Annotated in this window: 16 protein-coding genes; 8 read left to right on the top strand and 8 right to left on the bottom strand. The window is 64.2% G+C overall.

Annotated features, from left to right (window positions below; all coding sequences use genetic code 11):
* Window positions 1-20 precede the first annotated feature (20 nt).
* The 3 genes from AWB65_RS16480 to rsxB form a co-directional block, all read right to left on the bottom strand.
* The gene (locus AWB65_RS16480) at window positions 21-452 is read right to left on the bottom strand and encodes a DUF1841 family protein (RefSeq protein WP_087668181.1); all 432 of its coding nucleotides are present in this window, start codon (window positions 450-452) and stop codon (window positions 21-23) included.
* A gap of 64 nt (window positions 453-516) precedes the next feature.
* Window positions 517-1,161 (bottom strand): endonuclease III, encoded by a 645-nt coding sequence (nth, locus tag AWB65_RS16475; protein WP_087668180.1) that lies wholly within the window; start codon window positions 1,159-1,161, stop codon window positions 517-519.
* Window positions 1,162-1,172: 11 nt separating this feature from the next.
* Window positions 1,173-1,994 (bottom strand): electron transport complex subunit RsxB, encoded by an 822-nt coding sequence (gene rsxB / locus AWB65_RS16470; RefSeq protein WP_235007648.1) that lies wholly within the window; start codon window positions 1,992-1,994, stop codon window positions 1,173-1,175.
* Window positions 1,995-2,307: 313 nt separating this feature from the next.
* On the opposite strand from rsxB, the gene AWB65_RS16465 reads away from it, so the two are divergent.
* Window positions 2,308-2,940 (top strand): TetR/AcrR family transcriptional regulator, encoded by a 633-nt coding sequence (locus tag AWB65_RS16465; RefSeq protein ID WP_087668178.1) that lies wholly within the window; start codon window positions 2,308-2,310, stop codon window positions 2,938-2,940.
* A gap of 66 nt (window positions 2,941-3,006) precedes the next feature.
* On the opposite strand, the gene AWB65_RS16460 is transcribed toward AWB65_RS16465, so the two are convergent.
* Together AWB65_RS16460 and AWB65_RS16455 are read right to left on the bottom strand one after the other, a co-directional pair.
* Window positions 3,007-4,278: a polyhydroxyalkanoate depolymerase gene (locus tag AWB65_RS16460; protein WP_087668177.1), complete on the bottom strand. Its 1,272-nt coding sequence runs from the start codon at window positions 4,276-4,278 to the stop codon at window positions 3,007-3,009.
* 329 nt (window positions 4,279-4,607) lie between these two features.
* Window positions 4,608-6,473 (bottom strand): glycoside hydrolase family 15 protein, encoded by a 1,866-nt coding sequence (locus AWB65_RS16455; protein WP_087668176.1) that lies wholly within the window; start codon window positions 6,471-6,473, stop codon window positions 4,608-4,610.
* 411 nt (window positions 6,474-6,884) lie between these two features.
* Here AWB65_RS16455 and AWB65_RS16450 point away from each other — a divergent pair, with 411 nt between their 5' ends.
* Entirely contained in the window at window positions 6,885-7,133 is a 249-nt protein-coding gene (locus tag AWB65_RS16450; protein WP_087668175.1) for a hypothetical protein, read from the top strand.
* Between the two features lie 102 nt (window positions 7,134-7,235).
* On the opposite strand, the gene AWB65_RS16445 is transcribed toward AWB65_RS16450, so the two are convergent.
* Window positions 7,236-7,388: a DUF3096 domain-containing protein gene (locus tag AWB65_RS16445; RefSeq protein WP_087658454.1), complete on the bottom strand. Its 153-nt coding sequence runs from the start codon at window positions 7,386-7,388 to the stop codon at window positions 7,236-7,238.
* A 170-nt stretch (window positions 7,389-7,558) separates the two neighbouring features.
* Between AWB65_RS16445 and AWB65_RS16440 the strand changes: the two genes are divergently transcribed.
* The gene (locus AWB65_RS16440) at window positions 7,559-8,809 is read left to right on the top strand and encodes a lactonase family protein (RefSeq protein ID WP_087668174.1); all 1,251 of its coding nucleotides are present in this window, start codon (window positions 7,559-7,561) and stop codon (window positions 8,807-8,809) included.
* 29 nt (window positions 8,810-8,838) lie between these two features.
* Window positions 8,839-9,888 (top strand): transporter, encoded by a 1,050-nt coding sequence (locus AWB65_RS16435; RefSeq protein ID WP_087668173.1) that lies wholly within the window; start codon window positions 8,839-8,841, stop codon window positions 9,886-9,888.
* Between the two features lie 13 nt (window positions 9,889-9,901).
* Here AWB65_RS16435 and AWB65_RS38020 read toward each other — a convergent pair whose 3' ends face one another.
* Entirely contained in the window at window positions 9,902-13,273 is a 3,372-nt protein-coding gene (locus tag AWB65_RS38020) for a DNA translocase FtsK (protein ID WP_087668172.1), read from the bottom strand.
* Between the two features lie 136 nt (window positions 13,274-13,409).
* Window positions 13,410-13,967, bottom strand: coding sequence for an META domain-containing protein (locus AWB65_RS16425; RefSeq protein ID WP_087668171.1), 558 nt, complete (start codon window positions 13,965-13,967; stop codon window positions 13,410-13,412).
* A gap of 181 nt (window positions 13,968-14,148) precedes the next feature.
* On the opposite strand from AWB65_RS16425, the gene purT reads away from it, so the two are divergent.
* The 4 genes from purT to AWB65_RS16410 all read left to right on the top strand — a co-directional run bounded on the left by purT (window position 14,149) and on the right by AWB65_RS16410 (window position 18,011).
* Complete coding sequence (gene purT, locus AWB65_RS16420; RefSeq protein WP_087668170.1) at window positions 14,149-15,399, top strand: formate-dependent phosphoribosylglycinamide formyltransferase; 1,251 nt, start codon at window positions 14,149-14,151, stop codon at window positions 15,397-15,399.
* Between the two features lie 43 nt (window positions 15,400-15,442).
* Window positions 15,443-15,610, top strand: a complete 168-nt coding sequence (locus AWB65_RS36670) for a DUF6726 family protein (protein ID WP_181505486.1) — start codon at window positions 15,443-15,445, stop codon at window positions 15,608-15,610.
* A 20-nt stretch (window positions 15,611-15,630) separates the two neighbouring features.
* On the top strand, window positions 15,631-15,984 hold the full coding sequence (locus AWB65_RS16415) for an MliC family protein (protein WP_087668250.1): 354 nt from the start codon (window positions 15,631-15,633) through the stop codon (window positions 15,982-15,984).
* Window positions 15,985-16,505: 521 nt separating this feature from the next.
* Window positions 16,506-18,011, top strand: coding sequence for a DEAD/DEAH box helicase (locus tag AWB65_RS16410; protein ID WP_087668169.1), 1,506 nt, complete (start codon window positions 16,506-16,508; stop codon window positions 18,009-18,011).
* Window positions 18,012-18,123 lie beyond the last annotated feature (112 nt).

The raw sequence follows: 18,123 nt of genomic DNA, 5'->3' as shown, positions 1-18,123 counted from the left end.
GGGGCGCTGATTAAGGGGACTTAGTCTCGCGACGCGCGCCGTTCGATCAGCGCGAGATAGGCGTCGGTGTCCGGCGGCGTGTTCGTGCGCTGCGCATCCCAGATGATCTGGCCCAGGCATTCCATGATCGCGTGCTGCGCGTCGTGGGTCGAACCGAGTCGCGCGACCAGCTTCTCGTGCGCGCGGCGTATGCCCGGCGGCTGGTCGATCGACAACTGCTCGCTGATCGCGAGATGCATCGACAGGTGCAGGAACGGATTGGTCTGGCCGCGATCGGGCGAGTAGTCGGCCTGTTTCGATTCGGGATCGGCGAGTTCCTGCTGATATTCCGGATGCTCGGTGACCCAGTCGGCGGCGATGCTTTCCAGCGGCGTCAGGATTTCGCCCGCGCGCTGCTTGCGCCAGGTTTCGGTGAAGAATTGACGAACTTCGTCGCGGCTGGGATCGAACATACGGCAGGTTTCCGGGGAATCAGATATCAGACCGTCATTTTAAGGCGCGGCACAGGTTCTCCGCTTAAAGCACTGGCGCGGGCGTCTTCGGCTTGTACTCGCAGAGTGGCTCGATCGCGCAATGCCAGCACTCCGGCGTGCGCGCCTTGCAGACGTAGCGGCCGTGCAGAATCAGCCAGTGGTGCGCGTCGTGCAGGAACGCCTCGGGGACGAACTTTTCCAGCGCCGCCTCGACCGCGCGCACGTCCTTGCCGGGCGCGAGCCCCGTGCGGTTCGCGACGCGGAAGATATGCGTATCGACGGCGATCGTCGGATGGCCGAACGCCGTGTTCAGAATCACGTTCGCCGTCTTGCGCCCGACGCCCGGCAGCGATTCGAGCGCCTCGCGATCGTCGGGCACTTCGCCGCCATACTGGTCGATGAGAATGCGGCACGTCGCGATCACGTTCTTCGCCTTCGTGCGATAAAGCCCGATCGTTCGAATGTATTCGGCGACGCCTTCCTCGCCGAGCGCGAGCACCTTCGCAGGCGTATTGGCGACGGGGAACATCCTGCGCATCGCCTTGTTGACGGAGACGTCGGTGGCCTGCGCGGACAGCAGCACCGCGATCAGCAATTCGAATGGCGACGTGTATTCGAGCTCGGTCGTCGGATGCGGGTTGAGGCTTTGCAGTGTCTCGAAGATCGCGTGGCGCTTTTTCGGGTTCATCGGACGGCGGCTCAGTGGTCGGAGTCGTTGTGCGCGGGCTTCGCGGGCGCTGCGTCGCTTTGAAGGCCCAGCCGGCGGCGGCGTTCCTCGGCGGCGTCGATCTGCGCCTGCACCTCGGCGCTCACGCGCTCGGTGTTCTTCGGCGCGGCACCGGCCTTTGCAAGCTCTTCCTTCTTCTTGCGCGCGCGTTCGAGCGCAGCCTGGATGATCGCGCGCTTTTTGGCTTCGGCGTCGTCGGCTACGGGCGCCGGCGCTTCAGGTGCCTCAGCCGCACTGGACGCCGCCTGCCTCGCGGCGGCGCGCGCTTCCGCCGCCTCGCGTTCTTTCGCAAGGCGCGCCATGCGCTGGTCATGCCGGTTGCGCGCGGCATCGGCTTGTTCTTGCGACCACGCGTCCCAGCCGGTCAGCTCACCGGTGACCGGAATCATCGCGATGCAATCGACGGGGCAGGGCGGCACGCACAGATCGCAGCCGGTGCAAAGCTCGGGGATGATCGTGTGCATCTGCTTCGCCGCGCCGACGATCGCATCGACGGGACACGCTTGCATGCACAACGTGCAGCCGATGCACACGTTCTCGTCGATCACGGCGAGCGGCCGCGGACGCTCGACGCCGTTCTCCGGATTGAGCGCAATCACTGGCTTGCCGACGAGCCGCGCAATCCGCGCGACGCCTTCGAACCCGCCCGGCGGACACTGGTTGTAGCTGGCATCGCCCGCCGCGATGGCTTCGGCGTAAGGGCGGCATGCGGGATAGCCGCACTTGGTGCATTGCGTCTGGGGCAGCAGATCTTCGATGCGATCTGCGAGCGTCTTTGGAGCGGTTGCGGTCACGTTCACGGCTTGGGGAGGGCGGCATCGCCGGTCATGCGACCCGCTGGCGGGCATCGACGCGCCGATGTCGGAATACTGCGAGGAGGCGGCGCGGACTCGTACGTCCGTGCTCGGTCTAAAGGCGGCATTATCTCCCAATTCCCTTACATTCCCAATTGCCAATAGGCAATCGATGTGCGCATAATCAGAGCGCTTTTCCGATTGACCGCAGGACGGTGTTCCCCAATAACCTTGGCGCGCCCGTTCCCGTCACGTATCCCTGAAATGGGCCGCGTGACGCTATCCGGATAACGCGGCTCTCGATCATGCGACCATGAATCAGCCGAAAATCAAAAGAGATCCAGAAGGCACCCGCCGCCGCATTTTGCTAGCCGCCGCGGATGAGTTCGCAGCCGGCGGTTTGTTCGGCGCCCGCGTCGACCAGATTGCCCGTCGCGCCGAAACCAACGAGCGAATGCTCTACTACTACTTCGGCAGCAAGGAGCAGTTGTTCACCGCTGTGCTTGAACACGCGTTCGGCGCGCTGGTGGACACCGAGCGCTCACTCGACCTCGACGGCATCGCGCCCGTCGAAGCAATGACGCGGCTCGCGCATTTCGTCTGGGATTATTATCGCGATCACCCTGAATTGCTTCGCCTGATTAATAACGAAAATCTGCACGAGGCGAGATATATCAAGGGATCAACGCGTATACGTGAATTGATATCGCCGGTAGTCGCGACACTCGCGGGCATTCTCGAGCGCGGCGCAAAGGCGGGACTGTTTCGAAACGACGTCGATCCGCTCAAGTTCTACGTGACGCTTTCGGGGCTGGGGTATTACATCGTGTCGAACCGCTTCACGCTGGAGGCGACTTTCGGGCTCGACTTCAGTCAGGCCGATCAACGCGGAGACATGGTACGGATGAATACCGAGTTACTGCTCGCATACCTGATGCGCAAGTAAGCATTCGAAGGTGCAATGAAAAACGCCGCGCTCCTGAGGAGCGCGGCGTTCTTTTTTCGGGAAGCGTCAGGCGAGAACAGCTTCCTTCTTCGGCGTCTTGTCGTGTTCGAGGATGAACTCGCGCAACTGCGGATAGACCATCGTCCGCCAGCGGCGTCCCGAGAAGATGCCGTAGTGGCCAGCCTTCTCCGCCGTGAAGTGCTTCTTGTTCTTCACCGGGATGCCCGTGCACAGGTCGTGCGCGGCGCGTGTCTGGCCGCTGCCGGAGATATCGTCGAGTTCGCCTTCGATCGTGAACAGTGCCGTGTTCTTGATGTCCTGCGGACGCACGAGCTCGCCATTCACGTCCCACGTGCCTTCGGCCAGACGGAATTCCTGGAACACGATGCGGATCGTCTCGAGGTAGTACTCGGCGGCCATGTCTAGGACGGCGTTGTACTCGTCGTAGAAGCGGCGATGCTGCTCGGCGTCTTCATCGTCGCCGCGCAGGAGGTTCTGATAGAAGTCCCAGTGCGCGGTCAAGTGACGCTCGGGATTCATCGCGACGAAGCCCGCATGTTGCAAAAATCCCGGGTAAACCTTGCGTCCGACCCCTGGATAATTTGCCGGCACCGTGTAAATCACGTTGTTCTCGAACCACCCGTAAGAGTGCTCGTTCGCCAGCGAATTGACCGACGTCGGGCTGCGGCGCGCGTCGATCGGGCCGCCCATCATCGTCATCGTGCGCGGCGTGTCTTCGCCGCGGCTCGCCATCAGCGAAATCGCGGCGAGCACCGGCACGGTCGGCTGACACACGGAAATCACGTGCAGATCCGACGCCCCGATATGGCGGATGAATTCCTGAATGTATTCGACGTAATCGTCCAGATGAAACGCGCCGTCCTCGAACGGGACCATGCGAGCGTCGATCCAGTCGGTGATATAGACCTTGTGATCCTGCAGCAATGTCTTGACGGTGTCGCGCAATAGCGTGGAGTGGTGGCCCGAGAGCGGCGCGCACACCAGTACGACCGGCTCGTCCTTCATGTTGCTGACCGCCATGCTGTCGTCGGCGTATCGCTTGAAGCGAAGCAGCCGGCAGAACGGCTTTTCGACGACCGTCTGTTCGACGATCGGAATCTTGTGGCCGTTCTTCTCGATCTGGTGAATCTCGAACTCAGGTTTCTCGTAGTCTTTGCCGAGGCGGTATAGCAGTTCGTATCCGGCGGCGAAACGGCTGGAGCCCGGTACGTAAGCGAGCGGACTGGCCGGATTCACAAACGATTTCGATGCCGCCTGAGCCCATGCTGTAAGGGGGTACAGCATGGCTCGCTGAAATTCGTGAAATTGGTAGAGCATGTTTGCCCCGCATAAAACCGGTGACGCTTTCTACCCGCGATTCTCGCGGTGTTGCGCCCGGCGATTAGCCTCTTACGGCAGTCAATGATTCTGCGTGTTCCGCATCGTGGCCGCTTGCACGGCGACTTCGCGTTGCTGCTGTACTGCCCGACTCCCTGGTTGTCGGCCGATCGGAGGAGAACTTGCGAATCTTGTAAATCTTGCTTGTTTCGCAGGCCCGTAACCGGACGGCCGGTCGGAATTTCTTCCGCATAATAGCTAACTAAACGTTATTGTGCAACGCAACAATCCTTGAGGGCAACTGGCGAATTCCCCGAAGAAACATTGCTTTACGATTGGCTTTCGACGGGTTCGCCTGCTTCAGCCGGACGATCGTGCTGACTCGCTGGCTGGCCCGTCGCGCGGGCGATGTCCTGCTCGTGCCGCATCAGGTTCATACCGGTATGCACGAGTGCAACGTGGGAAAACGCCTGTGGGAAATTACCGACAAGACGCTTCGCCACGGTGTCGTATTCCTCCGATAAAAGCCCGACGTCATTGGCCAGACCGACCAGACGCTCGAACATCTCGACCGCTTCGTCGAGCCGGCCCTGCAGCGCCAGATTGTCGACCAGCCAGAAGCTACAAGCGAGAAACGTGCCTTCTCCCGGCGGCAAGCCATCGTCGGTTTCCGTCGTGTGGTAGCGCTTCACCAGTCCATCATGGGTGAGATCGGTCTCGATTGCATGTACGGTGCCGGTCACACGCGAATCGTTCGGCGGCAAAAAGCCGAGCAACGGGATCAGGAGAAGGCTCGCATCGAGCGAATCGCCGTCGTAGCTTTGCACGAACGAGTTCATCGACGCGTTCCAGCTCCGCGCGCACACATCCGCGTGAATCTGCGCGCGCAGCTCGCGCCAGTGATCGAGCGGGCCGGGCAAGTCGAACTTTTCCGCCGACTTGAGCGCGCGGTCGAACGCGACCCACGCCATCACCTTCGAAAACGTGAAGTGCTGGCGCCCGCCGCGCACTTCCCAGATGCCTTCGTCGGGTTCCTGCCAGACGGTTTCGAGGTGCTTCAACATCGCGCACTGGATCGACCATGCGGTTTCGTCGCTCTGCAGGCCGCCGACGCGCGCGAGATGCAGCGCGTTCATCACTTCGCCGTAGACGTCGAGCTGCAACTGGTTGACCGCGCCGTTGCCGACGCGCACCGGCTGCGCGCCTTCATAGCCCGGCAGCCAGTCGACGATCCACTCCGGCAGACGCCGCTCGCCCGCGATGCCGTACATGATCTGCACCTGCTCCGGCGACCCCGCCATCACGCGGCCGAGCCACGCGCGCCAGGCGCGGGCTTCGTCGTAATAGCCGCCGCGCATCATCGCGAGCAGGGTGATCGTGGCGTCGCGCAGCCAGCAATATCGATAGTCCCAATTGCGCGTGCCGCCGAGCTGTTCGGGCAGCGACGTCGTCGGCGCCGCAACGATGCCCCCGGTCGGCTCGTAGGCGAGCGCTTTCAACGTAATCAGCGAGCGGCGGATCGCGGGCGCCCATTTGCCCTGCAGATCGCTTTGCGCCGACCATTCGCGCCAGTGGTTCTCGGTGCGAGCGAGTTGCGTATGCGGATCGTGCGCGGGCGGCACGCGCAGGTGCGAAAGCGAGTAGCAGAGCGAGAAGGGAACGCGCTCGCCGGCCTTGACGGTGAAATTCGCGACCGTCTTCATGTTCGCGCCGACGAGATCCACGGGCGTGCGCAGCACCGCGAGATCCGGGCCCGCGACGGCGCGGATGCCGCTGTCGTCGGAAAGACGGCAGACCCACGGAATCGTGGAACCGTAGTCGAAGCGCAGCACGAGTTCAGTTTTCATCGGCACGGTGCCGCGCCGGCCGACCACGATCCGCACGAGTTCCGAATGACCGTTGCGTGACGGCATGAAGTCGATGACGGTCACGGCGCCGTCGGGCGTCTCGAAATCGGTTTCGAGGATCAGCGTGTCGCCGCGATAGCGACGCTTGATGACGGGTTCGGCGGCATCGGGCGGCAGGTCGGGCGCGATCAGCCAGCGGCCGTTCTCGGGCGTGCCGAGGAGCGCAGCGAAGCAGGCGCCGGAATCGAAGCGCGGCCAGCAGAGCCAGTCGACCGAGCCGTTGCGGGCGACGAGCGCGGCCGTATGGCCGTCGCCGATCATGGCGTAGTCTTCAATCGGTGAGGGCATGGGGGAGAAGGCCTCGCTGGTGGCGGCGCGCGATACCGCGCCGCGGATGGTCCGACACACCGGCTGCGCAGCGCGCCGATGCGATGAAACGCCTTTCGACGCGCATTCTGCCGCAATCGTTCGGATTCGGCACGCGAGCACGCAATCGCCGGACCGGTTTAAGCCGCGAAATCATGCATTTGCAGCTTGGAAAATAAATGGACAGACCTTTAGAATGAAGATTGGCCTGGAATCTTTTCCGCACGCGGCGTTCGAACTTTTCGCGTGGTCCGTGCCGCTTCAAACCGCTTCTCATGCGCTTGCCTCGGGCTTCGATTTTCACGAGTTTTATACGGCGGCGCATCGCTGGTCTTCAAATCGTCGTTTGGACAATTCCGTCTTCAGCGTATCGTTTTCGAGGAACAGAAACCCATGCTCACCCCGTCGAAAGCCGACTGCATCGCGATACTTTCCGCAGCGAGCCGTGTCTCCGACACCGACTCGCTGCTTCCGCTCGACTACAAAAACCTTGGGCTTTCCCGTAACGCCATGGAAACGGCGGCGGCTTTTCTGACCGAGCGCGCCTGCTTTACGCGCTATACCTACGGCGTCGGCGGGATTTGCGTCGGCGGCCTCTCGCTGCAGGGACGCCTGCGACTCGATCAGCTCGCCAACGGCTGATCCTGCAAGCACAATCGGACGAGCAGGACCGACGAACGTCGGTCCTGCTCGTTTTTGCATTCAAGCGCCAAGCTTACGCGCAACGGCGACACGCTGACGCCGTCAGAAATGCGCCCCTCCCATTCCGAAGAGACCAATCAGACCGATCACGATCAAATAGATCGCGACGATGAAACTGAGCAGCCGCGGCATGATCAGAATGAGAACCCCTGCGATGAGGGAAACCAGCGGGCCCAGGCTCAGGTGAATGTTCATCGCAACTCCTTTTGTTGGTATGACTTTCGTGGTGTGACTTCTGCGGCGCGACGGCGGAGCATGGGACGTGGCCCACGCCGATCGGTGATACGGTGTCGGCGTCGCAAGAAATCCGCCAGCGACAACATAACCTGAAAACAAGCCGCAAACAGACGATCAGGAGGTTACACATGCAATGCCGCCCGCATCAATCTTGCAAGCCCGTCGTGTGGATGAAAGGTTTGGCGCTGATCCTTTCGCTCGCCGCAACGCAGGCGTTCGCGCAGACGCCCGCTGCAACGAATGCGTCGTCTGCCGCCCCGGCGGCGGCGTCAGGCGAGGGCGTCTACGACCTCCTGATCGGCACCTACACCGGCAGCGGCAAGAGCGAAGGCATCTACGTGTATCGCTTCGATACGCGCAACGGCGAACTCACGCGGCTTTCGTCTGCGAAGACCGTGAATCCGTCGTATCTCGTCGTGAGCCGCGACCGCCAGTACGTGTACGCCGTCAACGAACTGCCGGGCGACAACGGCCCGGCGTCGCAGCGCGGCGGCGTGAGCGCGTTCCGCTTCGATCCGCAAAGCGGCCAGCTTTCGTTCCTCGACCGAGTCTCGGCGGACGGCAACGATCCCTGCTATCTCGCGATTTCGCCCGACGGCCGCTATCTGCTGACCGCCAACTACTCGGTCGCGGCGAACCCCGGCGGCAGCTTTGCCGTACTGCCGGTCAAGGCGAACGGCGAAGTCGCGTCCTCCGTGCTGACGGTGCACCACGAGGGCGGCGGTCCGGTGAAGGGCCGCCAGGACAACTCGCATGTCCATTCGACCGTGTTCTCGCCCGACGGCCGCTATCTCTTCGCGCAGGACCTCGGCGCGGACAAGCTCTACGCCTACCGCTATACGCCAGACGGAAGCCGCGGCCTGCTCGGCCCGACCGACAACCGCTACACGACCGTCAAGCCCGGCGCTGGCCCGCGTCACCTCGTTTTCGACGCAAGCGGCACGCACGCCTATCTGACGACGGAGATGAACGCGTCAGTTGTGGTCTTCGATTATCGGGATGGCAAGCTCACGCAGGTTCAGACCCTGCCGATGACCGCGCCCGGCTTCAAGGGCAAAATCGGCGGCGGCGCGCTGCATCTGTCGCCGGACGGGCGCTTCCTCTACGCGACCAATCGCGGTGACGCCAACGAACTCGTGACCTTCGCTGTCGATTCGTCGAACGGGAGGCTGAAGCTGACCGGCCGCCAGCCGACGCTCGGCAAGACGCCGCGCGAATTCACGATCGATCCGAGCGGGCGCTGGCTGATCGTCGGCAATCAGGAGAGCGACAGCGTCTACTTCTTCCGCCGCGATCCGCAGACGGGCGCGCTCGCATCCGATCCTAAGCGGCTCGAAATCGGCTCGCCGGTGGATTTCAAGCTGGTTTCGCCGTTGTAAAAGCCGAGAAGTTTGTAAGGAATAAAACGTTGAACACCCAAGCAAAGCCCGACGATTCCGACCGCACCCGTCCGGTGCCGGCCGGCTTCATCAGCGCGTTCCGGCTCTCCGGGCCGCAAGCCGTGCGCCTCTCGTGGGACGAGGCGCGCTCGGAGATCGCCGGGACCGGCCCGACGTGGCTGCACCTGAGCGCCAACGACGACACCGTCGAGAACTGGCTGACCGGCGTCACGTCGATGCCGGACGTCGCGCGCGAGTTCCTGAATGGCGAGGACAAGCGTCCGCGCGTGCACATGGGCTCGAACTTCATGTATGGCGTCGTGGCCGACGTGGAGCGCGCGGCCGTTTCTCCAACGGCCACGACGGAAGCCGATCCGGCGGCGCGCGCGTCGCGACGCGCGACGGGCGCGCTGCGCTTTTACGTGGACAGCCATCGCATGATCACGGTGCGCGCGCAGCCGCTTCAATCGACTGACCGGCTGCGCCACGCGGTGCTCGAAGGCGCGTATTTCCGCGATACGGTCGATCTTTTCGCGGGGCTGATCCGCGCGCTCAACGAGACGTTCGCGGACCGCATCGACGAACTCGGCGACCGGCTGGATGACGTGGAGGAGGGCGTGCTCGAGGGCCGCCATTCGAGCTGGCGCGCCGAGCTGGGCGAACAGCGGCGGCGGCTGGTGGAGGTGAAACGCTTCATCGATCCCGAGCGCAACGCGCTCACGCAACTCGTGACGCGGCGGCTCGAATGGGCCGAGCCGCGCTCGATGGAAGCGCTGATCCAGGCGATCCAGGTGCTGAACGGACTCGGTTCCGGGCTGGAGGGGCTTTACGAACGCGCGAAGCTGCTGCAGGACGAGATCGCCGCGCTGCTTTCCGAGGATATCAATCGCAAGCTGCTGTGGCTCGCGATCATGTCCGCGTTGCTGATGCCCGCGACGCTCATTTCCGGCATTTTCGGGATGAACGTCGCGGGGTTGCCGGGGACGCACGGCCCGCATTCGTTCTGGGTCGTGATCACGGTGATGGTGGTGTGCGCGGCGGGCACGCTCGCCTTTTTGCGCAAGTTGCGGCTGTGGTGAAACGCGCCGTTCCTCATTCCGGCTGCGCGGGCGCGAGCACTTCGCGATTGCCGTTGTTGCCCATCGGCGAGACGAGGCCAGCGGTTTCCATCTGCTCGACGAGCCGCGCCGCGCGGTTGTAGCCGATGCGCAACTGCCGCTGTACCGACGAAATCGACGCCCGCCGCGTGCGCAGCACGAACGACACTGCTTCGTCGTAGAGCGGATCGGCTTCGGCGTCGGGCGCCTCGCCGAACAGATCCTGCGACGCGCCCTCCGACGCCGGCCCCGACAAAATCCCTTCCTCGTACTCCGGCTCCCCGAACTGCTTCAGATACTCGACGACGCGATGCACTTCGTCGTCGGCGACGAACGCGCCGTGCACGCGCTGCGGGTAGCCCGTGCCCGGCGGCAGGAACAGCATGTCGCCGGCGCCGAGCAGCGACTCGGCGCCCATCTGGTCGAGAATCGTGCGCGAATCGATCTTCGACGACACCTGAAACGCCACGCGGGTCGGAATGTTCGCCTTGATGAGGCCGGTGATCACATCGACCGATGGCCGTTGCGTCGCGAGGATCAGGTGGATGCCGGCCGCGCGCGCCTTCTGCGCGAGCCGCGCGATCAACTGCTCGATCTGCTTGCCGGCGACCATCATGAGGTCGGCGAGTTCGTCGATGATGACGACGATCATCGGCAGCGTGGAGAGCGGCTCGGGCGCGTCGGGCGTGAGCGAGAACGGATTGGTGAGCTTCTTGCCGGCGGCGTCGGCGTTGCGCACTTTCTGGTTGAAGCCCTGCAGATTGCGCACGCCGACCGCCGACATCAGCCGGTAGCGCTTCTCCATTTCGCCGACGCACCAGTTGAGCGCGTTGGCGGCGAGCTTCATGTCGGTGACGACCGGCGCGAGCAAATGCGGAATGCCTTCGTAGACGGAAAGCTCCAGCATCTTCGGGTCGATCATGATGAGGCGCACGTCCTCGGGCTTCGACTTGTAGAGCAGCGACAGGATCATCGCGTTGACCGCGACCGACTTGCCCGAGCCGGTCGTGCCCGCGACGAGCATGTGCGGCGCGCGCGCGAGATCGGTCACGACCGGATTGCCGACGATGTCCTTGCCCATCGCGATCGTCAGGTGCGACCTGGAGTTGCGGTAGACGTCGGCTTCGAGGATTTCGGAGAGACGGATCATCTGGCGCTGCGCGTTCGGCAACTCGAGGCCCATGCAGGTCTTGCCGGGAATCGTCTCGACGACGCGGATCGACGTGAGGCCGAGTCCGCGCGACAGGTCTTTCATCAGCCCGACAATCTGGCTGCCGCGCACGCCGAGCGCCGGCTCGACTTCGAAGCGCGTGATGACCGGCCCCGCCGATGCGCCGACGACAGTCACCGGGACCTTGAATTCCTGCAGGCGCTGTTCGATCAGCTGGCTGGTTTCGGCGAGGCGCGCTTCCGTGACGGGCTCGATTTCGTCGGAGGCGCGTTCCAGGAGGTCGAAACCGGGGAGTTCTACGGCCGAAGCGGTGGGCGCGTGGAATTCGAATTCGGTCGGGGTGAAGCCGCGGATGGGCGGGCGGGGCGGAGTTTCCTGCTCCGGTGCCGCGGGTGCTGCGATGGGGAAGCGGACGACGTTGGAGGTCGGGGCTGGGATTTCGTCGTCAGGAAGCGACGGGGCAGGGCAGTTGAGCTCCGGCGCCGGGACGGGGGGCGACCACGGTGCGATGTCCGCGTTCGAAGCCGGCGCCTGCGTAGACGCTGCCGAGAAGGCTTTTTCTGTCGGCGATACAGCTTGCCCACCGCTAGTGCTTTGCGGCTCAGCGGCTTGTTGCGGCACGAACGATTCCGCGGACGGAATCGATGAGTCACGCGCAGGCGTTTGCGGTGTAATCAGCGGAGCGTGCGAAGTCGGCGCCGCGCTTTCAATTTCAGGCGCAGGCGCTGTGTTCTGCGCAGGGATCGACTGAGCATCCGAAAACGATTGAGGAGCCGCGGCGTGTGGGTCGCCAGTCATGGCCGACGTGCTCGCGCTGAACGTACTTGACCCGCGCGGCGTGGTGCTCGACAGACTTTCTCCGTCCCTCGGAGCGTTCGGTGCGGCACCTTGCATAGGTATCGCACTTGATGGGCCAACATTGGAAGTCGGCGGCTTGCTCGCTGCTTGCGACGCTTCGGTCACGTCAGGCGTCGTACTCACTTGCTTCACGCTGTTGGCTGTGGACGCTTCGCTTGCGTTGCGCATCGCCGCCGAATCGCTCGCGCGCTGTGCTTCAGGTGCGCTTTCGTTCGGACCTGCGCGTCGCTCTTGAGACTCATGCCTGCGAGCGGGGCTCGGACTCGCGAGCGAAGTCCACATCGCGGCGGTCTCTTCTATCGAGCGTAGCGTTGCCTGAATCGTGGCGGGCTCGGGAGGTGGTCCTGCCGGGTTGACGGGCCGAGACAACCCCGGCGGGCGTTGCCCAGCCGAAGCCCCTGATGTCCTGCTCGTTGCAACAGTACTATCGGCCAGCCCCGTCGCTGCCGCCCGTTGCGCCGACGACCGCGACACCTGTGCGTTTGCCGCGACCGTCGTACGCGACGCGGTCCCAGCGGCCGCGGCGACATTGCGCGCTGAGCCCAACCCTTGCGACGCACTGCCAGACCCCGCCCCTTTCGACGCTCCCGCACGCTCGCCGGCGCCCTCGCCGAGCCAACCAACCGGCGCCACCGGTTCCGCGAACTCACGTGAAACTCCGCGCCCCGCCGCAGCCTCCCGACCATTTGCCGTGCGATTGCCAGAGCCGTCAGGCTTCTTCACTTCACCGCGCCGGATCGCGGGCGGTCGCCACACGGTCGGACGCTGATAACGTCCGCCTTCGCGGTTCGTAGCCGTGGGCAGGCCGAGCGTCGGCGCGTCGTGTGCGGTGCGGCCGGGAATGCCGCCTACCCGGTATCCCGATTCACCGAGGGAGCGCTGCTGACTGTGTTGGCGCGACGGCTTTTCCCGCGAAACCTTCTCCTTCGGCGCTTTCTCCCGCGCCTCGAACCACTCCGGATTCACTCCCAGCCCGAACGCGCCGTTCGCCCAGCCCATGAACGAGCGCCATTGAAAATCGCACAGCCACGGCAGACTCACAAAGAACACGATGGCCGCGATCGCAGCGGCACCCGTTTTTCCACCGAGTCCGGCAAGCGCACCCGCAAGCGCATACCCAACCCGATTGACGCCAGCCGTCGCCTCGAACGAGCCGGCAAGCGCGCTTTCAAGCGCCGCGCTCGCGAGCAGCACGCAGAAAAACCCGAGCCAAAGGCGGATCGTGCCGGGGCCGCGCAGGCCGTCGCCACTGGGGAGTATCGATTTGACGAGTCGCCACAAGAGAGGGAGAAACCAGACGACTGACCCGCCGAACCAGCCGAGAACTACCGTGTGCATGCTAGGAACCAACGAATGGTGGAAGCGGCGAAGACCGGGGCGTCGAGTTTAACCGGTGAATGCGACCGATGAATTAACGAACGACGTCCCGGTCTTCGATCCGCAGCCGAAAGAGCAGCGAAAGGCGAACGCCGTGTTACTTCCCGCGACGCGTGAATGTAAGCACCTGCCCGTCGTCGAGCGAGAGTTGCAGTTGCGGCGGCGGATTCATCTGCACGCCCGATCTGGCGATATGCGTAAGCCCGGTCAGATAAGGCTGCTCCAGCGCACCTCCGACGCCCTGCATGCATGCCATGCGAGTTCCGGCAAGCGGGCCGAACGTGAGCTTGCCGTCCTTCAGATCGTACGTGCCCATATAGCGGTTGCAGCCCGAATACCCGCTTACGCGCCGCTTGCCGCCTTCGGTCGAAAAGTTCAGCGTGATCGGCTCGCCGTTGTCGCCGTGCGGGATCGTGCGTGGCTGGGCGCTTGCATCGGCCCAGCTCGTAAGCTCCCACTGGGTGTCGTCGAGCAGTTGCGTGGCGGCCGGATTGTACGGGTCGGTCGGCGGGGCGGCGCTATCGGGATGTTGAGGCAAGGTACAGGCGCCGAGAAGCGCGGCAAGCGTGAGCGCGGAGAGTGCGCCGGCCACGCGGCTAATAGAAAGAGAACGCGATGAAGTACGCGACAGGAAGCGGGAAGCGGGCGTGTGCATCGAGAGTCCTCAAGCTGGCGAAACCGTAAGCGTACCGCACTCGTCCTACGATTTGTCCAGCGCCGATGTGCAACAAAATGCTCGCTACTTCCCTTGCGCCTATGCCGATCGGACGAGTTACGGGCGCTACTTGCTGCGTGTTAACATCGCCGCCAGTTTGGACCACATTCCTGGAGCACTCATGCAGACCGCGAACCCCGGAGCAGACAACGTCAACACCAGCGGCGCGCGCCGCATCGGCACGCCGCTGTCGCCGCATGCCACGCGCGTGATGCTGCTCGGCGCGGGCGAACTCGGCAAGGAAGTGATCATGGCGCTGCAGCGACTCGGCGTGGAGACAATCGCAGTCGACCGCTACGCCGGCGCGCCCGGCCATCAGGTCGCGCATCGCTCGCATGTCATCGACATGACCGATCCCGCTGCGTTGCGCGCCCTCGTCGAGAAGGAACGCCCGCACCTGATCGTCCCGGAGATCGAGGCCATCGCCACCGACATGCTCGCGGAGATCGAATCGGCGGGGCTAGCCGTCGTCATCCCGACCGCGCGCGCGACGCAGCTCACGATGAACCGCGAAGGCATCCGCCGGCTCGCCGCTGAAACGCTCGGTCTGCCGACTTCGCCCTACGCGTTCGCGCAATCGCTGGATGAAATGAAGGCGGCCACCGCGACGATCGGTTTTCCGTGCGTCGTGAAGCCGGTGATGTCGTCGTCGGGGAAAGGGCAGTCGGTGCTGAAGAACGACGCCGACGTCGAGCCGGCCTGGAACTACGCGATGGCGGGCGGGCGCGTGAATCACGGACGCGTGATCGTCGAGGGCTTCATCGACTTCGAATACGAGATCACGCAACTGACGGTGCGCGCCACGAATCCGCAGACCGGCGCGATTGACACCTGTTTTTGCGAACCCATCGGCCATTTGCAGGTCGCAGGAGATTACGTGGAATCGTGGCAGCCGCAGCCGATGAGCGCGGCCGCGCTCGAAAAGGCACGCGACGTCGCAGCGAAGGTCACGACGGCGCTCGGCGGGCGTGGCCTATTTGGCGTGGAACTCTTCGTGCGCGGCGACGACGTCTGGTTCTCGGAAGTGAGTCCGCGTCCGCACGACACCGGGCTCGTCACGCTCGGTACGCAGCGCTTCTCGGAGTTCGACCTTCATGCGCGCGCGATTCTCGGCCTGCCGGTCGATACGTCACTAAGGGCGCCAGGCGCGTCGGCGGTGATATATGGCGGGCTGGAGGAAGCGGCCATCGCATTCGACGGCGTTGCCGATGCGCTCGCCGTGCCCGATTCCGATCTGCGCTTGTTCGGCAAACCCGAAAGTTTTACGAAGCGCCGCATGGGCGTCGCACTCGCGACCGGACGCGACATCGGCGAGGCGCGCGAAAGGGCGAAGCTGGCGGCATCGAAGGTCAAACCCGTCTCGACGAAGTGACGGATCGAAAGGGCTCTCCAAAGAGGGCGCAAGGAGTGGCAACGTGAAATCGTGTTTTCTGGCGGCGCTTTGCGCGGCTTGTGTCGGTCTGAGCGGCTGTGGCGTCGCGGCCGCACCGTGCCGGCTTACGTCGGCGGTATTGAAGGCCGTGCCGGTAGTCGGGCACGTGGCAGCCGCGCCCACCGACGCGTGCGCCGAAATCATCGATTGACCACCATGCCAGCGAAAGCGATGAAAAAACTGTTCCTGCTGCTCGCCGCCGCGTCCGCTGCGCACGCGGTTTCGGCGATGCCGCTGACCGTGCCGCAGATCCAGGAGGCGTCGTCGCAGACGGTCAAGTACGACTGTCGAGACGGCAAGAGCGTGTCGGTTCGCTACGTCAACACGAAGAACAAGCAGAGCTTCGCGCTCTTGACCGTCGACGGCCGCAAGCTGATGTTCGTCAATGTGATGTCGGGTTCGGGCGCGAAATACGTCGCCGACGAATACACCTGGTGGACGAAGGGTCCCGAGGGCAACCTGTCGAGCGGGCGCGCCGACGCGAATGCGCCGCCGCTTCTGGCGGATTGCAAGGCGCGTAAATAGGCGTCTTCGCGAGACGGATGGCCTGGCCGCGCCGAAGCGATTCGGGGCGGCAGTTTTTTTCGTCGCTGCACGCATGTCGCTTACGGAGTAGTGTTCCGAAGCGCGCGTTGCCGCGAGATCGCCCGGGCGAGATCGAAAGGGCAGTGAAAAGCCGCTTCGGCCCGTCCGGATTGGCCGGTCGCGGCCGGAGCCTTAGCGGACAGAGTGCTACAATGTGCGGCTTTGGCGGTCGCGGTTGTCGCCGGCCCAAACGGCCCCTGCCGCCGACGCCGCTGCAAGCCACGGGCGCCAGTCCTTACGGCGCGGCAGCCACCGAAAGAACGCTGTCATGAAATCAGCGCAAGGTCGTGAACGGCGCAGCTGGCAAAAACCGGCGAAAACCTGCGCCGCGACGCCATCAAGGCACACCGCACAGAAACCCCGGCCAGCGCCCATTTGCCGCGCACCGATCGAATTTCACGCATATTCACCGCTTCACGCGCCGCCTCTGGCGCATTTTTAGCGAAAGCCAGATAGTCACCATGTCCGATTCCGTCGTCACGAACACGTCCGCCGCTGCATCCGAACCCGCCGGCAATCCGGCGAGCGCCGCCGAGCCCACGTTCGGCCAGTTCGGTCTGTCCGCCGATATCCTGAAGGCGGTGACCGACTCCGGCTATACGATTCCCACGCCGATCCAGGCCCAGGCGATCCCCGTGGTGCTCGCCGGCCGCGACGTGATGGGCGCCGCGCAAACCGGCACCGGCAAGACCGCGAGCTTCTCGCTGCCGATCATCCAGCGCCTTTTGCCGCAGGCGAACACGAGCGCGTCGCCCGCGCGCCATCCGGTGCGCGCGCTGATCCTCACGCCGACGCGCGAACTCGCCGACCAGGTCGCAGCGAACGTGCAGGCTTACTCAAAGCACACGGCGCTGCGCAGCACGGTGGTGTTTGGCGGCGTCGACATGAATCCGCAGTCCGAGGCGCTTCGGCGCGGCGTCGAAATCGTGATCGCGACGCCCGGCCGCCTGCTCGACCACGTCCAGCAAAAGACGCTGAATCTGGGTCAGGTGCAGATGCTCGTCCTCGACGAAGCCGACCGCATGCTCGACATGGGCTTTCTGCCCGACCTGCAGCGCATCCTGAACCTGCTGCCGAAGGAGCGTCAGACGCTGCTGTTCTCAGCCACGTTCTCGGCCGAAATCAAGAAGCTTGCGGCTACTTACCTGCGCAATCCGCAGACGATCGAAGTCGCGCGCAGCAATTCGACGGCGACGAACGTGCGCCAGATCGTGTTCGAAGTGCACGAAAGCGACAAATCGGGCGCCGTCGCGCAACTGATCCGCGATCGCGGGCTCAAGCAAGTGCTCGTGTTCTGTAACAGCAAGATCGGCGCGAGCCGGCTGTCGCGCGTGCTGGAGCGTGACGGCATCGTCGCGACGGCGATTCACGGCGACCGCACGCAGGGCGAGCGCATGCAGGCGCTCGAGGCGTTCAAGCGCGGCGAAATCGAGGCGCTCGTCGCCACCGACGTGGCCGCGCGCGGTCTCGATATCGTGGAACTGCCGGCCGTCATCAACTTCGACCTGCCGTTCAGCGCCGAGGATTACGTGCACCGTATCGGCCGCACGGGGCGCGCGGGCGCGTCGGGCGATGCGCTCTCGCTCTGCAGCGCGAACGAGAAGAAGCAGCTCGCCGACATCGAAAAGCTGATCAAGCGTCCGCTGGAAGTGCAAACGCTGACGGTCACGACGCCTGCGCGCCGTGAAAGCTCGTCGCGTCGCGATGAACGGCCGCCGCGGCCAGAGCGCGGTGAGCATCGCCACGCGCGCGAGGAATCGGGAAGCCGTCGGCGCGCGACGTCGTTCGAGCGCTCGCATGCGCGCCAGCAGCCGATCGACGAGTTCTTTTTGAAGCCATATGAACCGTCGCCGGCATCGGTGAAGCGGCATGACGAAGCGGTTGAGCATGAGCGCAAGTCGGCGCCGAAGCAGCCGCTCGCGGCGTTGCTGGGCGGTTTGGGCATGCCGAGGAAGACGACTTCCTGACGGTCTCGGAAAAAGCGGCAGAAATGCCGCTTTTTTCTTTTGTGCGTCCGCCAGGGCGCGCTCACCGGAAGGTGCAAGTCCTCTTCGTGCCGGCAAGGGGCGCGTTAGCCGG

The organism is Caballeronia humi (assembly GCF_001544475.1).
In the GTDB taxonomy this organism is placed as follows: Bacteria; Pseudomonadota; Gammaproteobacteria; order Burkholderiales; family Burkholderiaceae; genus Caballeronia; species Caballeronia humi.
Note: the sequence above shows the minus strand (reverse complement) of the source record. Positions and strands in the feature narration are given on the sequence as shown.